The 20,323-nt window shown below is 66.9% G+C and carries 21 protein-coding genes; 12 read left to right on the plus strand and 9 right to left on the minus strand.

Features of this window, described 5'->3' with window-relative positions; genetic code table 11:
- Window position 1: 1 nt before the first annotated feature.
- From BRW65_RS00520 to BRW65_RS00545, 6 genes are all read right to left on the minus strand, one after another.
- Window positions 2–643, minus strand: coding sequence for a nuclear transport factor 2 family protein (locus tag BRW65_RS00520; protein ID WP_073870021.1), 642 nt, complete (start codon window positions 641–643; stop codon window positions 2–4).
- Window positions 640–2,280 carry a class I adenylate-forming enzyme family protein gene (locus BRW65_RS00525; protein WP_073870023.1) on the minus strand — a complete coding sequence of 547 codons (1,641 nt, stop codon included), beginning with the start codon at window positions 2,278–2,280 and terminating at the stop codon, window positions 640–642. The genes BRW65_RS00520 and BRW65_RS00525 overlap by 4 nt, the downstream gene beginning before the upstream one ends.
- A 15-nt stretch (window positions 2,281–2,295) precedes the next feature.
- Window positions 2,296–3,063 (minus strand): enoyl-CoA hydratase-related protein, encoded by a 768-nt coding sequence (locus BRW65_RS00530; protein ID WP_073870025.1) that lies wholly within the window; start codon window positions 3,061–3,063, stop codon window positions 2,296–2,298.
- Between the two features lie 70 nt (window positions 3,064–3,133).
- Entirely contained in the window at window positions 3,134–3,883 is a 750-nt protein-coding gene (locus BRW65_RS00535) for an SDR family NAD(P)-dependent oxidoreductase (protein WP_073870027.1), read from the minus strand.
- Complete coding sequence (locus tag BRW65_RS00540; protein ID WP_244167937.1) at window positions 3,873–4,517, minus strand: TetR/AcrR family transcriptional regulator; 645 nt, start codon at window positions 4,515–4,517, stop codon at window positions 3,873–3,875. Before BRW65_RS00540 ends, BRW65_RS00535 begins: the two co-directional genes overlap by 11 nt.
- A complete protein-coding gene (locus tag BRW65_RS00545) occupies window positions 4,514–5,341 on the minus strand; it encodes a MaoC/PaaZ C-terminal domain-containing protein (RefSeq protein WP_073870029.1) in 828 nt (275 codons plus the stop codon). Before BRW65_RS00545 ends, BRW65_RS00540 begins: the two co-directional genes overlap by 4 nt.
- 103 nt (window positions 5,342–5,444) lie before the next feature.
- Here BRW65_RS00545 and BRW65_RS00550 point away from each other — a divergent pair, with 103 nt between their 5' ends.
- Genes BRW65_RS00550 through BRW65_RS00570 form a run of 5 tightly spaced genes read left to right on the plus strand, consistent with a single transcriptional unit; the run spans window position 5,445 to window position 9,964 of the window.
- On the plus strand, window positions 5,445–6,518 hold the full coding sequence (locus tag BRW65_RS00550; protein WP_073870031.1) for an LLM class flavin-dependent oxidoreductase: 1,074 nt from the start codon (window positions 5,445–5,447) through the stop codon (window positions 6,516–6,518).
- Complete coding sequence (locus BRW65_RS00555; protein ID WP_073870033.1) at window positions 6,515–8,014, plus strand: class I adenylate-forming enzyme family protein; 1,500 nt, start codon at window positions 6,515–6,517, stop codon at window positions 8,012–8,014. The genes BRW65_RS00550 and BRW65_RS00555 overlap by 4 nt, the downstream gene beginning before the upstream one ends.
- A complete protein-coding gene (locus tag BRW65_RS00560; RefSeq protein ID WP_073870035.1) occupies window positions 8,011–9,177 on the plus strand; it encodes an acetyl-CoA acetyltransferase in 1,167 nt (388 codons plus the stop codon). The genes BRW65_RS00555 and BRW65_RS00560 overlap by 4 nt, the downstream gene beginning before the upstream one ends.
- Complete coding sequence (locus tag BRW65_RS00565) at window positions 9,174–9,569, plus strand: Zn-ribbon domain-containing OB-fold protein (protein ID WP_073870037.1); 396 nt, start codon at window positions 9,174–9,176, stop codon at window positions 9,567–9,569. The genes BRW65_RS00560 and BRW65_RS00565 overlap by 4 nt, the downstream gene beginning before the upstream one ends.
- A complete protein-coding gene (locus BRW65_RS00570) occupies window positions 9,566–9,964 on the plus strand; it encodes a nuclear transport factor 2 family protein (RefSeq protein WP_244167939.1) in 399 nt (132 codons plus the stop codon). The genes BRW65_RS00565 and BRW65_RS00570 overlap by 4 nt, the downstream gene beginning before the upstream one ends.
- 80 nt (window positions 9,965–10,044) lie before the next feature.
- Here BRW65_RS00570 and BRW65_RS00575 read toward each other — a convergent pair whose 3' ends face one another.
- Window positions 10,045–11,319 carry a serine hydrolase domain-containing protein gene (locus tag BRW65_RS00575; RefSeq protein ID WP_073870039.1) on the minus strand — a complete coding sequence of 425 codons (1,275 nt, stop codon included), beginning with the start codon at window positions 11,317–11,319 and terminating at the stop codon, window positions 10,045–10,047.
- A gap of 113 nt (window positions 11,320–11,432) precedes the next feature.
- Here BRW65_RS00575 and BRW65_RS32745 point away from each other — a divergent pair, with 113 nt between their 5' ends.
- Genes BRW65_RS32745 through BRW65_RS00600 form a run of 5 tightly spaced genes read left to right on the plus strand, consistent with a single transcriptional unit; the run spans window position 11,433 to window position 16,091 of the window.
- Window positions 11,433–13,451, plus strand: a complete 2,019-nt coding sequence (locus tag BRW65_RS32745) for an alpha-ketoacid dehydrogenase subunit alpha/beta (protein ID WP_073870041.1) — start codon at window positions 11,433–11,435, stop codon at window positions 13,449–13,451.
- On the plus strand, window positions 13,448–13,681 hold the full coding sequence (locus BRW65_RS00585) for a lipoyl domain-containing protein (protein WP_073870043.1): 234 nt from the start codon (window positions 13,448–13,450) through the stop codon (window positions 13,679–13,681). The genes BRW65_RS32745 and BRW65_RS00585 overlap by 4 nt, the downstream gene beginning before the upstream one ends.
- Window positions 13,678–14,529, plus strand: coding sequence for an enoyl-CoA hydratase/isomerase family protein (locus BRW65_RS00590; protein ID WP_073870045.1), 852 nt, complete (start codon window positions 13,678–13,680; stop codon window positions 14,527–14,529). Before BRW65_RS00585 ends, BRW65_RS00590 begins: the two co-directional genes overlap by 4 nt.
- Window positions 14,530–14,535: 6 nt before the next feature.
- Window positions 14,536–15,336, plus strand: a complete 801-nt coding sequence (locus BRW65_RS00595) for an enoyl-CoA hydratase/isomerase family protein (protein ID WP_073870047.1) — start codon at window positions 14,536–14,538, stop codon at window positions 15,334–15,336.
- Window positions 15,333–16,091 carry an enoyl-CoA hydratase/isomerase family protein gene (locus tag BRW65_RS00600; protein WP_073870049.1) on the plus strand — a complete coding sequence of 253 codons (759 nt, stop codon included), beginning with the start codon at window positions 15,333–15,335 and terminating at the stop codon, window positions 16,089–16,091. Before BRW65_RS00595 ends, BRW65_RS00600 begins: the two co-directional genes overlap by 4 nt.
- Window positions 16,092–16,093: 2 nt before the next feature.
- Here BRW65_RS00600 and BRW65_RS00605 read toward each other — a convergent pair whose 3' ends face one another.
- Window positions 16,094–17,296 (minus strand): acyl-CoA dehydrogenase family protein, encoded by a 1,203-nt coding sequence (locus BRW65_RS00605; RefSeq protein ID WP_073870051.1) that lies wholly within the window; start codon window positions 17,294–17,296, stop codon window positions 16,094–16,096.
- A gap of 2 nt (window positions 17,297–17,298) precedes the next feature.
- Complete coding sequence (locus BRW65_RS00610) at window positions 17,299–18,111, minus strand: enoyl-CoA hydratase/isomerase family protein (protein ID WP_073870053.1); 813 nt, start codon at window positions 18,109–18,111, stop codon at window positions 17,299–17,301.
- A gap of 101 nt (window positions 18,112–18,212) precedes the next feature.
- Here BRW65_RS00610 and BRW65_RS00615 point away from each other — a divergent pair, with 101 nt between their 5' ends.
- Window positions 18,213–19,409, plus strand: coding sequence for a cytochrome P450 (locus tag BRW65_RS00615; RefSeq protein WP_073870890.1), 1,197 nt, complete (start codon window positions 18,213–18,215; stop codon window positions 19,407–19,409).
- Window positions 19,406–20,203 (plus strand): enoyl-CoA hydratase/isomerase family protein, encoded by a 798-nt coding sequence (locus BRW65_RS00620; protein WP_073870055.1) that lies wholly within the window; start codon window positions 19,406–19,408, stop codon window positions 20,201–20,203. The genes BRW65_RS00615 and BRW65_RS00620 overlap by 4 nt, the downstream gene beginning before the upstream one ends.
- The last annotated feature ends 120 nt before the right edge of the window (window positions 20,204–20,323 follow it).

Consider the following 20,323-nt stretch of genomic DNA (forward strand, 5'->3'; position numbering starts at 1 on the left):
TTCAAGACCCCGCGATCCCGCGTCCGGTCGGGCTGACTCGCGGCGCCCCGGCGCCCCGGCGCAAAGTGCGCAGCCACTCACCGACGGCGGCGGGGGCCGGGACCGGTGCGTCGAAGCGTCCCGGATCGGCGGCCCAGAACTCTTCCCACGAGGGAAACGCGTCGTGGAACGAGCCGTCCTGGCTGGGGCTGCCGGGCCAACGCACCTTCTGTGGACCGACGGGCGGGTCGGTAATGTCGCTCCGGTACCAGAACAGCGGGGTGCGGCGGGCGAAATACCAATGGCCGCCGCGCCGTTCGTAGCGGTCCAGGTAGGCCAGCATCTCGATGAACCACGCCGTCTCGGTTTCCAAGTCGTTGCGCGAGTAGACAAGTCCGCTCGCGGTGTCGTCGCCGTGGACGTCGATGACATGACCGAGGACGCCGTGCGCGCTGCCCAGCAACGTCGGACGCACCTCTGCGTCGTACCATTGGCGCAGCGCGTCGCGGCCGCGGCGCTTGCCCGGCACCCCGACGTCGTCGACGAAAAGATTTGCCAAGGAATCGAAGTCACGCATGTCCAATGCCACCGCGTACCGCGCCGCCAGCTGACGAATTTCTTCGATGGCCTCCAAGCGGGCGATTCGCTCCTCCAGTCCGGTCACGCCAGCTCCCCCGACGTCAGCAACTGCACCAGGCGGGGCTTATCGATCTTGTTCGTGGTGGTGTACGGCAGCCGATCGGCGTCGGAGAGGATCACCCACCGCTTGGGAATCTTGTACGCGGCCAGTTCCTTTCGGCACGCTGCCGCAAGCTCGTCTTGCGACGCGCGCCGCCCTTGATTGAGCACGACCACGGCGCAGACGAGCGCACCCTTGTCCGGGTCGGGAAGGCCGACGACATAGGCGATCCGGACGCCGTCGACGCCGCCGATCACCGACTCGACCTCCACCGGCGCGACGTTGGCGCCCGAGGTCTTGATCATGTCGTCGGTGCGCCCGGTGAAAAAGAGGAAACCGTCGTCGTCCAGGTATCCGGCGTCTTTGGTGTGATACCAGCCGTCGGCGTCGAACAGGTCGCGGTGCTGCCGTCCGACCATGCCGCGCATCATCGCGACCCCCCGCACGCAGATTTCCCCGATGGTGCCATTGGGCGCCTGCGCACCGGATTCATCGACGATCTTGTGCTCGTAGCCGGGGGCGGCGACCCCGAGTGAACCGCGCTTGCTTTCGGGCACCGGTTCGTGTGGTGGCCACCAGGTGTGGGAACTGCACGTTTCGGTCATCCCCAACTGAGTCACCAGCAGTGACGGATCGGCCGCGCGCAGTTCCGGCGGTAGCAAAACCTGATGGTATCCCGCACGCAGGCTTGACAGATCGGCGGACGCAAAGTCGGGATGATTCGCAAGCGCCCGGCCCACGTGTGGGAAGCCCGTTGCGTAAGTGGCTCGTTCGGCTTCGAGCAGGCGCAGCACGTCGCCGGCGTCGAACTTGTGCTCGGTGAGAATGGTGGCGCCGGTCTGCATCGGTCCGAGCAGACCGAAGACCAACCCGGCGACCCAGAAGAACACCATCGGGATGTAGACCCGGTCGTCGGGTTTCCACTCGTGCTGGTTGGCGACGAAGCGAGAGTGTGTGATCGCGGTGCCGTGCGTGTGGATGATGCCCTTCGGGTCGGAGGTGCTTCCCGATGTGTAGATGACGACCAGGTCGTCGGACGGGCGGACAGTGGCTTCGCATGCGCGCAGGAACGCTTCGGGCACCGGGTCCGGCCAGGCGCTGGGCCAGGGCCGCCGGGTGTCGCCGAGCCCAAAGATGTTGCGCAACTGCGGCAGCCGTTCGAGGGTCAGCGGCGCGCCGGGGGGCGGAAACTCGCCCGTTGCATCTGTGACGCGTGCCAGCATGTCCTTGCCGAGCAGTGAGTCGACCGATAGCAGGGTGTGGATGTCGGCGTCGCGAAGCAGCCACCCCAACTCCGGCGGCTGAAAGAAGGTGTTGATCGGCACCGCCACGGCGCCGATCCGAGTGGCAGCCAGGAAGGCGACCGCGAAGTCGGGTCCGTTGGGCGCCAAGATTCCGACCCGAACGCCCTTGGTGATTCCCGCCGAGAGCAGGCGGCGCGCCATTTCGGCCGAACGAAAATCGGCCTGCGCATAGGTGATTCGTTCGATCGTCCCCCCGCCCACCGTAGAGACGACGAAGTCGTTGTCACCGTAGGCGGCGGCCAGGTCGGCGAGCATCGATGGCACGACGGGCGCATACGGCAGCGGGTCGTAGCTGAACGTTCGTGCCGAGTCATCCATGGCGCGTCATTCCGCTCATTCGAGGACCCACCGAGGTTCACGCTTTTCGGCGAACGCGAGCATCCCTTCCCGGTAGTCCGGGTGGGTCAGCTGGTGTTGCAGCACGTAGCGGTAGGCGACGTCGTTGGCGGCGCGTAACCCGACATCGAGGCTGCTCCACATCGCCTTGATGGACGCCTGGACCGTCGCCGGCGAGAGTTTGGCTATGTCCAAGGCGATTTCGCGCGCGCGCTGTTGCAGCCGGTCCGCGGGCACGACCTCGTTGATCAAGCCGATCTCGTAGCCACGCTGCGCGCTGATCCGGCCCTGCTTGGTCATCAGCCCAAGCTGCATCACCATCGACAGCGGCATTCTGCGCAGCAGCACCGCGGGCTCGAGCGCGAACACGTTGCCCACGGCCAGATGCGTGTCGATCAGCTCCGCGTGCTCGGCCGCGATGATGAGGTCGGCGTCGGCGACCTGATGCAGGCCGCCGCCGACGACCATTCCGTTGAGGGCGCAGATCACCGGCTTCCACACGTTGTGGTGCAGCCGCGAGCCGGGAACCTTGTTGCGGATGCCGCCCTCGGCCGTTGCCCGGATGTCCTGGCCCGCGGAGAACGCGCGGTCGCCGGCTCCGGTGATGATGGCCACCCTGATGTTGGGATCCTCACGCACCCGCGCCCACGCGGTGCCGAGCTCGGTGCGAGTCAGGTCGTCGGTGGCGTTGAGCCGCTCCGGTCGGTTGATCGTGATGGTGGCGACCTGCTCGCTGACGTCGAACAGGATTCTCTTCAGTTCCACGACATCCCCTGGAATCGATTCGTAGCAGTAAACACTACATCAGCAGCTGTCTTGTCGTTCCGCATCGAGGTCATGGCATCCACTGCCCGCCCGACACCGAAATAAGCTGGCCGGTGACGTGATTGGCCGCCGGCGAACACAGGAACGCCACCACGCCGGCGATGTCTTTCGGTTCACCGATGTTTCCGGTCAACGTCGTCCGGCGCATCTGTGCCAGCTCGTCCTCCGTCTTGCGCGACAACAGCCACGGTGTCGCGGTGGTGCCGACAACGACGGTGTTGACCCGTATGCCGTGCGGACCGAGCTGAACGGCCATCAGCCGGCTCAGCCCTTCAACTCCGGCCTTGGCGGCCGCGTAGGCCGGCGGCCCGGTGCGCACCCCGTGGGCCGACACCGAGCTGACGTTTACGATGGCCCCGCCGCCGTGGGCGACCATCTGCCGTGCGGCGACCTGTGCCATCACGAAGGTGCCCTTGAGATTGACGTCGACGATGCGGTCCCAGTCCTCGTCCGTCTGCTCGAGAAACGTTCCGGGCAACGTCATTCCCGCGTTGTTGACCAAGGCTCGAACGGGCCCGTACCGGTCTTTCAGTCCGCTCAGCGCGTCCTCGACCGCTTGACGATCGGTGATCGATAGGTTCATCGGGACGAGCAATCCCGACTTTGCGTCGTCCGAATCGTGCGCGCGCGCAATGGCCTTCGCGTTCACGTCGACCGCGGCCACCCGGTGTCCGCCGCAAACGAGCGCGGCCACAATTGATTCGCCGATGCCTCGCGCTCCCCCGGTGACGACCGCGAGGGGGCGGGAATCACCCGACACGCTTCCCGCCTCCCCGCGTCGGTCCAGACGGCGCGCCGGTGCGCTCGATCGCGGTGATCGAGGGTCGCACGAGCTCTACGGATTCGGCCATCAGTTGGGACAACTCGCCCCGACCGTCGGCGGCGACCCACGAATCGATCGCTGCGCGGTTGGCGGCGTTGATCAGCGTGGCGGCCAGCCGAGGCCGCAAGTCCGGTTCGGTCTCGCTGCCCAGCCAGCGCGCCACCTCGGCGGTGAGCTGATCGATCCAGTCCTCGTTGATCCGCAGCATGGTCGCGCGCAGCGCCGGCAGGCTGTGATACATACGCGCGCGTACCAAGAACATGTCAGGCTGATCGACGATCGCCTGCGCCACCGCCATCGATGTCTCGGCGAGCGCGTCCCACAGCGAGTCGGAGCGCGCGGCGCGAAATCGGCGGATCGCCTCTTGCAGCCGCTCGGCGTAGCCGTCGAACAGGATGTCTTCCTTGCTGGCGAAGTGATGGAAAAAGGTGCGCGGCGCGACCCCGGCCGCCGCCGAAATCTGGTCGACGGTGGTCCCCTCATAGCCATGGGTGGTGAACAGCCCGATCGCCGCGTGAATGAGCGCCTGTCGGTTGCGCAACCCGCGGGCCCGCCGTTGGTCCATGGTCATACCCCTGCCAGCGTGCCGGTTCCGGAGCTCAGGGCGACGGCGTCACCCTGCAGCGTCCGGAACCGCACCGAACCTTCGGTTCGCCAGATCTCGGTCCGCAGCGGGGCGTCGAGCTTCACCTGCTTGGAGAACCGGCACGACAAGGATGTCAGCGACCGGGGATCCCCGTCGCCGATCCGGTCGATCACCGCCCGCGCGGCGAACCCCAGCGTGCACAGCCCATGCAGGAAGACGTCGTCGAAACCGTACTTCCGGGCCGCCTCGGGGTCGATATGCAGCTGGTTGCGGTCGCCCGAGAGCCGGTAGAGGGCGGCCTGCTCGGGCCGGACGACGTCGTCGAACACGGCATCCGGCGGACCGTCGGGGTCCGGTTCGGCGGCGGGTCCACGGTCGCCGCCGAATCCCCCGGCACCGAGAACCATGGTTTGGGACCTTGCGACGAACACAGTCCCGACCGAGTCGGCGCCGCGGCTGGTCAACTCCACGGCGGCGTGTTTGCCCTTGTCCCACACGGCCGAGACCTCGGCCTGCACCGACATTTCCCCGGCGGCGCCGATCGGCCGGTGCAGGTCCAGCGATTGCGCGGAGTGCACGATCGGATACGTCGCCAGGTCGAGCACACTGCGCAGGTCCTTGACGGCCCACCAGTTGGCCACGAGGGCGAACGTCGGCAGCACATCGGGACCACAAGCCTCGTTGAGCAGCCTCAGCTCGGCCGGCGGGCGGGCGCCGACCCCCAATGCATAGAGGATCGCGTCGGTCTCGCCCCAGCGGAAGGTGCTCGGCGGCAACGCAGTTCCGACGGCGGAGTCGGACAGAGCCACGGGCGCCCCCTGCTAGACGGATTGACGATATGTGTTCAATCGTGCATTATTGTGGCAGTCAGTGCAACTACTTTTACCGATGCGAACAGCGGGAGTAACCGACATGAAGTTCGGCGTGTTCATCCTCGGCGACAAGCCCAACCACCTCAGCGAGCGGGAGGTGCTGGCCAACGTTCTGGAGGAGGCGCGCTGGGCGGAGGAACTCGGTTACGACGAGATCTGGCTGGCCGAACACCACTTCTCCCCCTACGGCATGCTCCCGGATTTGCCGCAGGTGGCGACCGCCATCGCCGCGCAGACCGAACGCATCCGCATCGGTACCGCGTGCATGGTGGCGCCCTTCCACGAGCCGATTCAGCTGGCCGAACGGATCGCGATGGTCGACGTCCTATCCGGCGGCCGCTTCGACGCCGGCTTCGGGCGCGGCTACCAGGCGCACGAGTTCAAGGGCTTCGGTATCTCGATGGACGAGGCCACCGGGCGATACCAGGAGTGCGTGGAAATCGTCAGCCGGCTGTTGACCGAGGAGAACGTCAGCTTCCACGGCAACTACTTTCACCTCGAGGACGTCACGATCTATCCGCGGCCGGCGCAGCAGCCGATTCCCGTTTGGGGCACCGTGATGAAGACGCCGTCGAGCTTCGAGTGGCTCGCCGAGAAGGGTTTTGGCGCGATCATCGGAAACCCCTATCAGGTCGACCCGGATTTGCAGGGGGCCCTGGACATCTACCTGAAGGTGCAATCCGAAAAGGGACTCGACGCCGCCACCGGTAACGTATGGGCGCTGCTCAACGCGTTCTGCCACCAGGACGACGCGTTCGCTCGCAGTTACCCGCGTGAGAGTGTCGAGCTCTCGATTCAGACCCATCGCAAGTATTCGAGCCCGTTCGAGCGCGGCGGGGAGATACCGGCCGACTACAAGGCCTACTCGGACTGGTTCGACAAGCACGACAAGCAGAGCTACGAACAGGTGCTGAATTCGCACCTCACGCTGATGGGGGACCCGGACCGCATCGTCGAGAAAATGCGCACCGTCATCGACATGGGTTGGCGCAACATCATTTTGCGCATGTCGCGCGGCGGAGCCATGGACCGCACGAAGGTGTACGAGTCGATGAAATTGTTCGCCCAAGAGGTGATCCCTGCGGCGACCGAGCTCGCGGCAGCCGCGGCTTGAGCCAGCAACTCGCCGACCGCATCCGCGCGGTGCTCGCCCTCGACCCGCGGGCGCCCGCGATCGAGTACGAGGGCCGGTGGGTGGATTGGCAGGCATTGTCGGACGTCGCCGTCGCCATTCAAACGTGTTTGAGGTCAGCGAATTTGGGTCCGGGATCCCCGGTTGGGCTGGTGCTGCGCAATCATCCCGCGATGGTAGGGGCCATGCTTGGCGTCCTGCTGACCGGCGGTTGCGTGGTCACGATCAACCCGTCACAGGGCGACGCCGGGCTCTGCGCGGACATCCGCGAGCTGCGGTTGCCCGCGGTGCTTGCCTTGCAGACCGACTGGGAACGCCCCGGAGTCGTCGACGCCGCGGTCGGGGCGCTGGGCGTTCGGGTATCGAATGACTCTGCCGGCGCCACCATTCTGGATGAGCTGGAATGTCCCGGACCCGGCCCGTTCCGTCCACCCGGCGACGGCGTGGCCGTAGAGATGCTGACGAGTGGCACTACCGGTCCCCCCAAGCGAATTCCGCTGTCTTACAGCTCCTTTGAGCACACCGTCGCGGCGGCAAGCGCACATTACAGTGTTGGCGCCGGGCATGGCTCGGAACTGAAACTACGTTCGGGCGTCGCCATCGTCTCGTCTCCGCTGGTGCATATGTCCGGGCTGTTCCGCACTCTGCTCAACATCTGCGAAGGAAGAAAGATCGCTCTCCTGGAGCGCTTCCGGGTTCCGGACTTTGTGGACTTGTTAGTCCGGCACCGACCGAAGGCCGTGAGCCTGGTGCCGTCGGCGATGGCGATGGTGCTCGACGCGGGCGTGGATCCGGAGGCCTTCTCGAGCGTCGAGGTGGTGACCTCGGGCACCGCACACCTTCCAGTCGACGTGCAGACGAGGTTCGAGTGTCGCTACAGCGTCGCGGTGCTGCCGTCTTACGGGGCAACGGAATTCGCTGGCGGCGTGGCCGGCTGGAACCTCACCTTGCACCGGCAGTGGGCGACCGCCAAACGCGGAAGCGTGGGCCGCCCGCAGCGCGGGCGGGAGATCCGCGTCATGTCCCTCGAGGACGGCACGGAGATGCCGCGCGGTGAGCAGGGCCGCATCGAGGTGCGCACCAAGGGCGGGGACTGGGTGCGGACCACCGACCTCGGCCGGGTCGACGCCGACGGGTTTGTGTTCATCGACGGGCGTACCGACGACGTCATCATTCGCGGGGGTTTCAAGGTCAATCCGGCCGAAATCGTCGGGGTGCTCCGGAGCCACCCGGCTGTGCGCGATGCCGGCGTGGCCGGCCTCCCCGACGAACGGCTCGGTCAGGTCCCGGTCGCGGCGGTCGAGCTTACCGACGGCGCCCGCGTCACGCCGGAGGAGCTGCTCGCCTACGTGCGTGAACGACTGAGCCGGTACTACGTCCCGGCCCGGGTGATCGTGGTCGAGGAGTTGCCCCGCACGCCGTCGCTCAAGGTCAGCCAACCCGCGCTGCGCGAACTCTTCGAAGGGACAGTAAGTTGACGACCCGAGGTACGGCCACCATTGTCGGTGTGGCCGACGAGGTTTCGGCGACCGGCGTGATCGATGTTCCCCTGCGCGAGCTCGAGGCGCGCGTCATCACCGCCGCCCTAGCCGATGCGGGCCTGTCGTTGCGCGACGTCGACGGTCTCTGCACCTGCACCGGCGGAACGCTGATGCATTCGGTTGAGCTGGCCGAGTACCTGGGGATAGCGCCGCGCTTCACCGACGCGACGCAGACCGGCGGCGCCAGCTACGGGTTGTACGTCGAGCACGCCGCCGCGGCAATCGCGGCCGGCGAGGCGGAGACGGTGGTGATCGTCTATGCGTCGACGCCGCGCGCCGCGCGCAAGCGGGGCGAAAAGGGACTCGGAATCTTCGCCACCCCCGAGCGGCTGGAATGGGAGACGCCGTTCGGGGTGATGCTCCCCATCAGCGCCTACGCCCTGGCGGCCAACCGACACATGGCGATATACGGGACGACGCCCGAACAGCTGGCGCGGATCGCCGTCGACACCCGGCGGTGGGCCGCGCTGAACGAGCGGGCTCACCTGCGCGAAGTGATCACCGTGCGCGACGTCCTGGACTCCGGCTTTCTTGCCGAACCGCTGCACCGGCTAGAGTGCTGCCTGGTCACCGACGGCGCTGCGGCACTGGTGGTTACGAGCGCCGAGCGCGCCCGCGACCTGGCCAAGCCGCCGGCCTTCGTCCTGGGTGCGGCGTCGGCGGCCTCGCACGCGATGATCTCCCAGATGCCCGACCTCACCGTCACCCCGGGGGCCGTCTCGGGGCCGGCCGCCTTCCGTGCCGCGGGCCTCACCCCGGCTGACATCGACGTGGTCGAGCTCTACGACTCGTTCACCATCACCGTGCTGCTGGCGCTCGAAGACCTTGGCTTTTGCAGCAAGGGCGAAGGCGGTCCGTTCGTCGCGGACGGCGCATTGGGACCTGGAGGTACGCTGCCCGGTCAGACCTCCGGCGGCGGAATCGCCTACACCCACCCCGGGGCGTTCGGGGCCTTCCTGCTCGTCGAGGCCACGCGCCAGTTGCGCGGCGAATGCGGCGAACGCCAGGTGCCAGAGGCGAAAACCGCTGTCGCACACGGCACCGGCGGGGTGCTCTCGGCGACATCGACGGTGATTCTGGGAACGGAGGCCACGCCATGAGCGAAACCGTCCCCGTTCCCGCGCCCGGCCCGGCGTCCGCCCCTTTCTGGGACGCTACCCGGCGTCGTGAGTTGACCATCCAACGATGCGAGTCGTGCGCGCGGCACGTCTGGTACCCACGGTTCGTCTGCCCGCACTGCGGCGGGTCGTCGCTGGTGTGGGAGAAGGTGAGCGGCGACGGGGTCGTCTACGCGGTCAGCGTGCACCACCGCGCCGCGCTCCCCGCCCTCGCCGACAAGGTGCCGTATTCGGTGGTGCTCGTCGATCTGGACGAAGGCGTCCGCATGATGTCGAATGTGTTCGGCCCCCCTCCCGCGGTCGGTGACCGCGTCACAGTGGCATGGGTGCCGCTTGAGGACGGCCGCAACCTCGCTGTCTTCGAACCGAAGTGACTCCCGACACCGCGCTGCGGCGCACCCGCGAAGAGCTCGTGCTGCGGCACGTCGCCGCCGAGAACGCGCACGACCTGGAGGCGGCGATGGCCACGTTCACCCATCCCCGCTACGAGATCATCCCTACGGGCACCGTTTTCGACGGCGGCGAGGCGGTCCGGGCAATGTTGTTGCAGCAGTGGGCGGATCTCCCCATGCTGCAGTACTCCGCCGAGGCGCTCTATCACGGGGAGGACGGGCTTGTCGTTGAGACCCGAACCACGGTGCCCGGCACGCCGCTCGACATGTTGAGCGTCAACCTCTTCGGCTTCCGCGGGCCGGACCTGGTCCTCGAACGTTGCTATTTCGACCGGATGCTGCTCGCCGAACAGCTCGAGTTGATCCGCACGCCTTAGCCGTCTACAGCGTCACAGACCGCCTGGACTCGTGCGGGGACGTCGCGGGGCCGCAGACCATAACGCCCAACGTTGTCCGGTCAGCGGCCAGCGGTTTCGGTGAGCGCCTCGCCGGAGATTCGTGCGCCGAAGCGTGGCACGGTGACGAGGTCGCTGCCGTGTGCCTCGTTGACGGCACGCTGCAGCGGTACCAGCAGCGGCACGAAGAGGAGTTGGTCGGCAACCATCGGCGTCAGCAGCCGGTTGTGCACGAAGCCGAATGAGCTCTTGCTGACGGGGTCGGCCCAGCCGATGGTGCCGCCCAGACCGGCATGCCCAAAGCCCCGCAGCAGGCCCGGCACCGGTGATCCGTGGTAGCCCTGGTGGAATGACATCGGGAAGAAGACGTTGAGGTCCGGCCGAAAGCTGCGCCTGCCCGTCAGCGACGCCACCAATTCCTCTGAGAGGAATCGCTGCCCGTCGATACGTCCTCCGTTGGTGAGCGCCCCGTACATCTTGGCCAGCCCCCGTGCGGTCACCACCGCGTTCACCGCGGGGATCTCGCTGTCCAGCAGCGCCATGTCGCCCTGCACCAGCGAGGTGATACCGGGTACGTAGGTCGCGCCGAGCGGGCCGGGAACCGGCAGTCTGGCCATCAGCGAGATCAGCCGGCCGAGTACCGGACCGCCCGAGAAGCGTTGCGGGAACAGGGTCTGCGCGGCCTTCGTGGGCGCGTCGGCCGGTGGACGCCCCAGATGGATACCGTCGGTGTCCAGTGGCCCCGCAATCTCCGTGCGGAACAACTCGCGCATGCCCTTGCCGGTGATCGCGCGGGCCAATCCGGATGCCAACCATCCGAACGTGAACGCGTGATACGCCGCCCGGCCCGCGTGGCGGTCAACCGGCGCCGCGGCCAGCCGCTCTTCCATGAACCGGTGATCGAGCAACTGCTCGGTGGTGATGGTCCCGAGCCGGGACAGGCCCGTCGTGTGACGCATCATGTCGCGCACGGCGATGTCGGACTTGCCGTTGGCGCCGAATTCGGGCCAGTACTGCGCGATGGGGGCGTCGTAGGAAAGCAGCCCCCGGTCGGCGAGCCGGTGCAGGACCGTTGATGCCACCCCCTTGCCGGCGGAGAAGACCATTGCGCCGGCGTCCGCGGTCCAGGGCACCGTGCCCTCGCGATCCGACCAGCCGGTCCACACGTCGACGACGGGCTCCCCATCGACATAGACGCACAACGCCCCACCGCCATACCGTGGGCCGGGAAACAGCTTGGCAAACGTCTTGACTGCGCAGGCAAATCGGGGGTCGGCGGCACCGTGCACGTGGGTGGGCAGCCCGTCACCGGGTTGCAGGGCTGGTCGCTCGGGCATGGTGGTCGAAGTTCTCCTCAACTGGCGTCTGAGCCGGCATCGAACGACTGAACAAATATCGTCATATTGTATTGTATGCTCGTCGGCGGAGTGCGCATCGCAAAGGAGGGGTGATGGCCACGCAGGTAGACATGGGAACGCGGGCCCTGAGCAGCAACCGTGCGGTCGAGTTGTACCGCCTCATGAGCAAGGTGCACCACAGCGACCAGCGCATCCGAAAAGGGCTGTCTTCCGGTGAAATCGCGATGAGCTACTGGCCGGTGGACGGCCAGGAGGCGATGTCGGCCGGAGCAGCTCTCGCCCTGTCGAGCACCGACCAACTGGTCACCACCTATCGCGGACTCGGCGACGTGGTGGCCAAGGGCATCGGCCTATCCGGCTACTTCGCCGAGATCTTGGGCCGCGGCACCGGCCTGTCGAAGGGCAAGGCCGGCGCCATGGGCATCTACGACCCCGACCACGGCATCGCCTGGACCACCGGCATCGTGGGTGCCGGCCCGCTGATCGCGAACGGGATCGCATTGGCGGAGGCCATCAAGGGCAGCGACCGCGTGGTGCTGGTGAGCTTCGGCGACGGGGCGACCAGCATCGGCTACGTCCACGAGGCCATGAACATGGCGGCGCTGTGGGCGCTTCCGGTGGTGTTCTTCTGCCAGAACAACGCGTGGGCCGAATGCACGCCGGTGGCCGGCTACACCCGCACGGCGCGATTGTCCGACCGGGCCGCGGGCTACGCGATGCCCGGTGTCACGGTCGACGGCACGGACCCGCATGCGGTGTACCGGGCAGTGGCCGAGGCGGCCGAGCGGGCCCGCTCGGGGGCCGGGCCGTCGTTCGTCGAAGCCGTCGCCTACCGCCTGCAAGGGCACTACTTCGGCGACCAGATGCCGTACGCCGATCCGGACGAACTGGCCGCCAAGCGCGCCGACCCGCCCTTCGCCCGGTATCGGCGGCGGCTCGTCGACGAAGGCCTGGCCGACGAGGCCGATCTCGACCGCATCGATGTGGAGCTGGTTGCCGAGATCGACGCGGCCTTCGCCGCCGCGCGCGACGCCGACCCCCCCGATGCCGATGAACTGACCCGCGACGTGTTCGCCGGGCATGCCATCGAGATCGCGTCACCGGTGACAGAGCGGGCCGCGATTCCTAAAGGGGAAACGGAGACCCTCGGCCTCGTGCAGGCGATTCACCGCACGCTCGACCGCGCGATGGCGGCCGACGATTCGGTCGTGCTCCTCGGCGAGGACATCGCCGACCCGTCGGGCGGCATGTTCAAGATCACCGCCGGGCTGTCGACGAAGTACGGCGCCCACCGGGTGCGTGACACTCCGATCGCCGAGTCTTCGATCATCGGCGCCGCGGTGGGTGCGGCCTTGGGCGGGCTGCGGCCGGTTGCGGAGCTGATGTTCATGGACTTCCTCGCCGTGGCCATGGACCAGATCGCCAACCATGCCGCCAAGATCCGGTACATGTCCGGCGGCCGCACGGGCGCCCCGGTCGTCATCCGCGCCATGGTCGGCACGGCGGCCGGCCCGCAGCACTCCCAGGCCTTCGAGGCCTGGGCGATGCACACACCGGGCATCAAGGTCGTGTGGCCCAGCACCGCCGCCGACGCCGTCGGGTTGCTCAACGCCTGCCTGGCAGAGCAAGACCCGTGCCTGTTCATTGAGTCGATGAAGCTCTATTACGGCGGCGGCAAGGGACCCGTGCCCACGGCCGACTACGTGATCCCGCTCGGCCAGGCCGACGTCAAACGCGCCGGCACCGACGTCACGATCTGCACCTACGGCAGCCTGGTGCACGCCGCGCTCGGCGCCGCTGAACAGCTTGCCGCACAAGGTATTTCGACGGAGGTAGTCGACCTGCGCACGCTGGTGCCGTTGGATCTGGCCACCGTCCTTGAATCCGTCCGCAAGACCCGTCGCCTGGTCGTCGCCCACGAGTCCGTCGGATTCTGCGGCCCGGGAGCCGAAATCGCCGCGGCCGTTGGAACGGAACTTTTCGGCGTGCTGGCGAGCCCGATCCAACGCGTGGCCGGCACCTACACACCCGTCCCGCGGGCGGCGACACTGGAAGCCGCCTGCCGCCCCGACGCCGCGCGACTCGTCGAAGCCGTCAGGAGGATCGTGTGACGGAGGTGCGGATGCCCAAGCCGGGCGACGCGATCACCGAGGCGGAGGTGACCGATATCTACGTGGCGGACGGCGCCCACGTCTGCGAAGGGGATGCGCTCTACCAGATCGCCACCGACAAGGTCGAGATGGACATCGAGGCGCCGGCCAGTGGCATCGTCACATGGAAGGTCAGCGCTGGGGCAAGCTATGCCGTCGGCGAACTGCTCGCCGTGATCGAGGCGCGGTGAACGCGCTACCGGATTCCGTCGACGTCGACCTCTGTGCCTCAGAGCTCGAAGGCACGATCGACGGCGACACCCTGACCGTCACCATCAAGCGACCGGAGAAGAAGAACGCCCTCACCGCGGACGGCTATCACGGGATCAAACGGGCAGCGATGATCGTTGCCGACGAACCCGACCTGAACTTCCTGGTTATCACCGGGACGGGCGACGTGTTCTGCGCGGGCGGCGACATGAACGCGGTGCAGAATCCGGATCGCAGGTGGGACGCGTTCACCGAGTCCTACGACGGAACACCGTTCGAAACGCTGGGCAAGATACCGAAACTCGTCGTTTGCGCCGTCAACGGCATCGCCATGGGTGGCGGCTTGGTAATGACATTGTTTGCCGACCTCGTCGTCGCCTCCCACCGCGCCCGGTTCCGGGTCCCGGACCTTACCCGCGGCGTGTATGAGGCGTTCGTCGCCGCCCGCCTGCCGCAGAGGCTGGGCACCCTGCGCGCCAATCACCTGCTCTACGGCAATGATTGGGTCGATGCGACCGAAGCCGAGCGTCTCGGGCTGGTCGGCAAGGTCGTTGCGCACGACGCCCTGCGGTCGGAGGTCGACGCATTGCTTGAAAGGGTCCGAAAGACGGGCCCCGCCGCGCGCGCGGCCGTCAAACGCGAAATGGCGCGCGCGCTACCGCAAGTCGACGTGACGGGCTACTGGTCCTCAATGGGAACCGCCGAACAGATCGAGGCGTTCACTGCCTTCCTGCAGAAGCGATCTCCGGATTGGGCGGTCAGCCGCGATCGAGACGCGTTCGTCCAGACCAGACGATCGGCGTGGCTGGCGCCGCAAGAGGACGGCTGACGGCCCATGACCGAACTACCGCAGGGCACGCGGGAACTGACCGGCTGCGACGAGATCCTCGTGGCCGCCGACGGTCCAGTCCGGGTCGTGACGCTGAACAATCCCGACGACGCCAATGCAGTCAACAACAGGATGCACACGGCATTTACGAGATTGTGGGCAACCCTGGCCGAGGATCCGGACGCGCGGGCGGTGCTGATCACCGGCACGGGCGACTACTTCTCCGCCGGCGGAAACCTCGTGGAGTGGTTGGAAACCCACGTAAACAACCCCGTCACGCGGCGCGCCGGCATGCGCGACGCCCGCCGCATCGTGCGCGACATGATCGACTTTCCCCTGCCCGTCGTCGCGGCCGTCAACGGGCCCGCGGTCGGGTTCGGGTGCAGCATCGCAGTGTTGTGCGACATCGTCCTGATGTCCGATCGCGCGTTCTTCGCCGACACTCACGTCGCCAGCGGCCTGGTCGCCGGCGACGGCGGATCTGTGCTGTGGCCGCTGTTGATGAGCCTGCTGAAGGCAAAGGAGTATCTGATGCTCGGCGAACGCATCAAGGCCGACAAGGCGGTCGAGTTGGGCTTGGCCAACCGGGTCGTGCCGCACGCGGAGATCAAGCAGGAAGGGCTGTCTATTGCCCACCGCCTCGCCGCATTGCCACCCCGGGCGGTGCAGGACACCAAGCGGACGCTGAACTTGCACGCCCAGCGCGCGATCACCGGCATCCTCGAATACGGGATCTCGGCCGAGACGGAGTGTTTCACCACACCCGAACACCGGGCCGCCATCGACAAGTTCCTTGGCCGCCAGTGACAGCAAACGATCCACTGATCCGCCGCGAAGACCAAGACGGCATCGCCGTCCTTTTCCTTAACCGGCCACACCAGCGCAACGCCCTGTGCTACGAAACCTGGACCGAGCTGTCGATCGCGCTCGGCGGGGTGGTCGCGTACGGCGATCGCGGCGTAGTCTTGGCCGGCGCGGGCGACTTTTTCAGCGCCGGAGGAGATTTGAAGACCGGGCCGGCGCGCGGCAGCGGACCGCTGGGACCAGCGGCCCGCGTCGAACACGCCCAACGGGTAATGGAGCAACTCAAAGCGGTTCCCGTACCGACCATCGCAGCGGTCGAGGGCGCCGCCGTTGGCCTCGGCTGGAGCCTGGCGCTGTCGTGCGACCTAGTCGTATGTGCTTCAGATGCATTCTTCGCTGCCCCGTTCGTCGCGCGTGCGGTCGTGCCCGACGGCGGATTGGCCTGGCGCTTAACCCAGCAGCTGGGCCGCAACCGCGCTGCTTCGTTACTGCTACGGGGAACACGATTGCCGGCCAGCCAGGCCGAGCAACTTGGGCTGGTGACCGAGATCGTTGAACCCGGGTCCGCCGTCAGCCGCGCGCTGGCCATCGCTGACGAACTTTCCCGGGCCGATGCCGGGGCGGTGGAGATGACCAAGCGGCTGATCAATTCCGCAGAGTCTGCTCAGCTCGCCGCGTTCCATCCGCTCGAGCTGGCGATGGCGACCGTGGCGCAACAACGTTCGGCGGCCGCCGAGGGACGAGCCGGATACTCCTGACGTCAGCGCGGCATGCCCAAACCGACCGTCGAGATCAGGTCGCGTTGGATCTCGCTGGTGCCGCCGCCGATCGTGTGAAGTAGCGACAGCAACAAACCCTCGGAGAAGTGCCCGTCGAGCACGGCGCCGGGGTCGTCCGGCATGAGTTCGCCTGCCGGACCCAGGATCTGGGCCCCGAGGCCGCGCAGTTCCGCGGTCAGTTCGGAGTGATACAGCTTCGACAACGACGGCAGCGCGGGATCCAGCGCGCCGGCAGCCTGTTGGTACGCGACCCGATACGACAGGGCTCGGCCCACCTCGACGCGTTCGACGGCGCGGGCCAACGCGATGCGGTTGGCCGGATCAGACAGCGGGTCGTGCGTTGAGCCCTTCTGCGCCTGACACCAGTCGATGAGCTCATCGAGATAGCGCTGCGCCTGGGCCGCCCTGGTGACGTTCGACCGCTCGGCGTCGAGCAGCGCCTTCCCGACCGTCCAGCCCTCGCCCTCCGCCCCGACAAGATTGGCGGCCGGCACCCGCACACCGTCGAAGAATTCCTCCGCAAACGTCGGATAGCCGGTCATGGATCGGATGGGCCGGCGCGTGATCCCCGGAGTCTGCAGGTCGACGAGGAAGAACGAGATCCCAGCCTGGCGCTTGTCCGCCACCGGCGAGGTGCGGGCCAGCACAAAGATCCAGTCGGCCAGCACGCCGTTGCTGGTCCAGGTCTTCTGCCCATCGAGAACATAGTCGTCGCCGTCTCGCCGGGCCGTCATGCGCAGCGACGCCAGGTCCGAGCCTGCCTCCGGCTCCGAATACCCTTGTGCCCACATCCGTTCCGAACGCGCAATGGTCGGCAGATGCTCCGCTTTTTGTTCGGGCGTGCCGTATTTGAACAACACCGGCGCCAACATGTTGACACCGTTGGTGTTCACCAGCGGTGCGCCCGCGTAAGCGAGTTCCTCACGGATGACCACCTGTTCGACGATCCCGCGTCCGCCGCCTTCGTACTCGGCCGGCCAATGCGGCACGAACCAGCCCTGCTCGTGCAAGTTCCTGCAGAACGCGACCGCACGCTCGTGAGCCTCGCGCGGCAGGTAGTCGGGATTCGCGGCAGTGCAGCGGAATTCGTCCGGGAGATTGTGCGCCAGCCACTCGCGGATGGAGGCTCGCAGTGACTCGGTGCGCTCGTCACCGCCGAAGCGAATGATCGGTTTCAAAGGCATGGCTAGATACGCTCGGTGGGCTTGGAGCCCTTCTTCATCAGCTCCGCCATGAATTCCTGGAACTCTTTGCTGCCGGTCACCATCGCCTGCAGGTCGTTGGTCGCCTGTTGGTGGGTACGGAACCCCATCGTCTCCCACGCACGGATGACGCCGGACTTGACGGCCTGCAACGTGATCAGGGGCGCCTTGGCGATCTGTGCGGCCAGTTCCTCGACGGTAGCCTCGAGCTGGTCTGCGGGGACCACCCGGTTCACCAGACCGAACTCGAGCGCTTCCGCGGCGCTCAACCGCTGCGCGGTGTACAGGTATTCGGCGGCGCGCTTGTAGTTCATGAACACCCACGGCTCGAACATGGTCTCGGCGCCCGGCAGCCCGAAGCCCGGCACCAAGGGCATCTGGAACCAGGCGTCCTCGGAGCAGACGGTGATCTCCGGGATCAGCGCCCAGGTCGTGCCCCCGCCGATCGCGTAGCCGTGCACCTGGGCGATCACCGGCTTGGGGAACTCCCACAACTTCAGCACCGGCCACAGGAACAACTGCGCGGCGGAACGCCATACCTTTCCGGACGCCTGCAGTTCGGCCATGAATTCCGGGTAGGCGCCGGTCGGGATGTGGCCGGAGCAGAACCCTTTGCCATTGGCCTTGATGATGACGACCTTGATGTCATAGTCGTACTGCGCGTCGTCCAGCGCCTCGTTGACGCTGTGGACCATTTCGGAGGACTGCGCGTTGGCGGCATCGGGGTTGTTGAGGATGATCCGCGCAATCGGGCCGTCCTTCTGGTAGATCACGTGCTCGAGTTCTCGCGTTTCCATCGTTTGTCCTCCTCAACACCGGGCAGACGATCACCGCGTCGTCAGCATGGTGCAACTATACAGATTATGTACTAGTGTTCTTTTGGGAAGGGGCGGTGCCGATGACGACGATCGAGTTACGTTGGGATCCGTTCGACCGCGCGTTGCACCAGAATCCGTACGGCGTCTGGAAACGGCTGCGCGACGAAGCGCCAACTTACTACAACGACCAGTACGGGTTCTACGCTTTGAGCCGGTTCGCTGACGTGATGGAAGCCTCGCTGGATACCGAGACGTTTTCCTCGTCGCACGGGATCACGCTCGACGCGATCACCGACGAGCCATGGGCGCCGCCCCGCGCGATAATCATGATGGATCCACCCGACCACACCGCGCTGCGAAAGATGGTCAATCGCACGTTCTTTCGCACCCAGATCGCCCAGCTCGAGGACCGGGTCCGCTCGTTGTGCTGCGCCTACCTGGATGGGTTCATCGGCAGCAAAGGGTTTGACTACGTGCGCGACTTCTCCATGAAGTTACCGGTGATGGTGATCAGCTCGCTCCTGGGTTTCCCCGAAGAAGACCACGACAACCTTCGCGAATGGTCGGATGCCCAGCTCCACCGCGACGAGGGCACGACCCAGCTGAGTGAGGAGGGCCAGCAGGCCAACGCGAAGCTGCTGGGCTACTACGCCGATCAGATTCAGCAACGGCGGGCCGCACCGACCGACGACATCGTCGGCAACCTGATGACGTCCGACCTGGTCCAGGCGGGCCGCGAGACCCGTCGCCTGGACGATGGTGAAGTCTTGATGTTCATCGCGATGATCAACGTCGCCGGCAACGAGACGGTTGCGCGTCTGCTGGGATGGGCCGCGTTGACACTGGCGCGGCACCCCGACCAGCGGGCTAAGCTGGTCGACCGCCCCGACCTGATCGGCAACGCCGTCGAGGAACTGCTGCGTTACGACGCGCCGTCGCCCGTACAGGGCCGCTACACGAAACGCGACGTCTCCTACAACGGCACGCTCATCCCCGCGGGCTCGCGCGTTGCCCTGCTGACCGGGTCGGCGGGCCGCGACGAACGCCAATACGAGAATCCAGACGTCCTCGACGTCGAGCGCGCGGGGATCCGCCACATCAGCTTCGGCCACGGCTCCCACTTCTGCCTGGGCGCGGCGCTGGCCCGCCTCGAGGCCCGGGTCGCGCTGGAAGAGACATTGAAGCGGTTCCCCACCTGGGATGTCGACGAGGGCGCGGTGACGTACGTGCACACCAATTCCGTGCGCGGCCCCGCCAGCGTGCCGATGCGGCTGTGACTCCCGGCCTTTCAGTCCGCACCGAAGGCGCGGTGCTCTGGTTGGTCTTGGACCGCCCCGAGGCCGGCAATTCGGTGACGCGGGCGGTGCAGCAGGCCCTCATCGAAAACCTGCGGTCGGCATCCGACGAGCCCAGTGTCAGGGCAGTGGTGCTCACCGGCCGCGGTGACAAGCATTTTTGTACGGGACCGAACCTGCGGGACCCCGGAATGCAGCCCAAGAAGGATCGCGTTGCCGGCGACGCCGCCCGTATCCTGCGCACCGGGTCTCAGGCGGTGGTGTCCGCGTTGCTGGACTGCGAGAAGCCCGTGCTGTGCGCGCTCAACGGGATCGCCGCCGGAGTGGGCGCCAGCATGGTGCTGGCCTGCGACCTCATCGTGGCCTCCGAAAATGCCCGCATCATCGAGCTTTTCGCGCGGCGCGGGCTCGCGCCGGACGGCGGTGCCGCCTACCTGCTGGCGCGCAAGGTCCCGTTCAACGTCGCAAAGCAGCTGCTGTTTTTCGGCGAGGAGCTGTCCGCGGCGGAGGCCGAGCGCATCGGCCTGGCCAATAAGGTCGTCGCCGCCGACGACCTCGAAGCCGAGGCGGCCGCCTGGGCCCAACGGCTCGCGAGCGGGCCGACCCGAGCGTTGGCGGCGGCCAAGGCGATGCTGAACCAGGCGTTCGACGTCGACCGCGATGCCGCTTTCCGCACCGAGGCGCTGTTGGTGGAGCAGGTCGCCGCGACCGACGACGTCGCCGAGGGAATGGCGGCCTTCACCGAGCGACGCGACCCGAACTTTCGCGGCCGCTGACTGCCGTTTGTCCGATCGCTACAGACCCAGTTTCAGACCCGCGATCACTCGATTGGATAACGGAACACTCAATGTTAATCTGTCACTCGCCGCGAGCTGGTGGGTACCTCCCCAACGCGG

It is taken from the genome of Mycobacterium paraffinicum, assembly GCF_001907675.1.
In the GTDB taxonomy this organism is placed as follows: Bacteria; Actinomycetota; Actinomycetes; order Mycobacteriales; family Mycobacteriaceae; genus Mycobacterium; species Mycobacterium paraffinicum_A.

Coding starts and splice junctions, on each gene's coding strand:
- BRW65_RS00525 (WP_073870023.1), bottom strand. CDS start 2,280: ATGGATGACTCGGCACGAACGTTCAGCTACGACCCGCTGCCGTATGCG.
- BRW65_RS00540 (WP_244167937.1), bottom strand. CDS start 4,517: ATGACCATGGACCAACGGCGGGCCCGCGGGTTGCGCAACCGACAGGCG.
- BRW65_RS00550 (WP_073870031.1), top strand. CDS start 5,445: ATGAAGTTCGGCGTGTTCATCCTCGGCGACAAGCCCAACCACCTCAGC.
- BRW65_RS00565 (WP_073870037.1), top strand. CDS start 9,174: ATGAGCGAAACCGTCCCCGTTCCCGCGCCCGGCCCGGCGTCCGCCCCT.
- BRW65_RS00575 (WP_073870039.1), bottom strand. CDS start 11,319: ATGCCCGAGCGACCAGCCCTGCAACCCGGTGACGGGCTGCCCACCCAC.
- BRW65_RS32745 (WP_073870041.1), top strand. CDS start 11,433: ATGGCCACGCAGGTAGACATGGGAACGCGGGCCCTGAGCAGCAACCGT.
- BRW65_RS00595 (WP_073870047.1), top strand. CDS start 14,536: ATGACCGAACTACCGCAGGGCACGCGGGAACTGACCGGCTGCGACGAG.
- BRW65_RS00605 (WP_073870051.1), bottom strand. CDS start 17,296: ATGCCTTTGAAACCGATCATTCGCTTCGGCGGTGACGAGCGCACCGAG.
- BRW65_RS00610 (WP_073870053.1), bottom strand. CDS start 18,111: ATGGAAACGCGAGAACTCGAGCACGTGATCTACCAGAAGGACGGCCCG.
- BRW65_RS00615 (WP_073870890.1), top strand. CDS start 18,213: ATGACGACGATCGAGTTACGTTGGGATCCGTTCGACCGCGCGTTGCAC.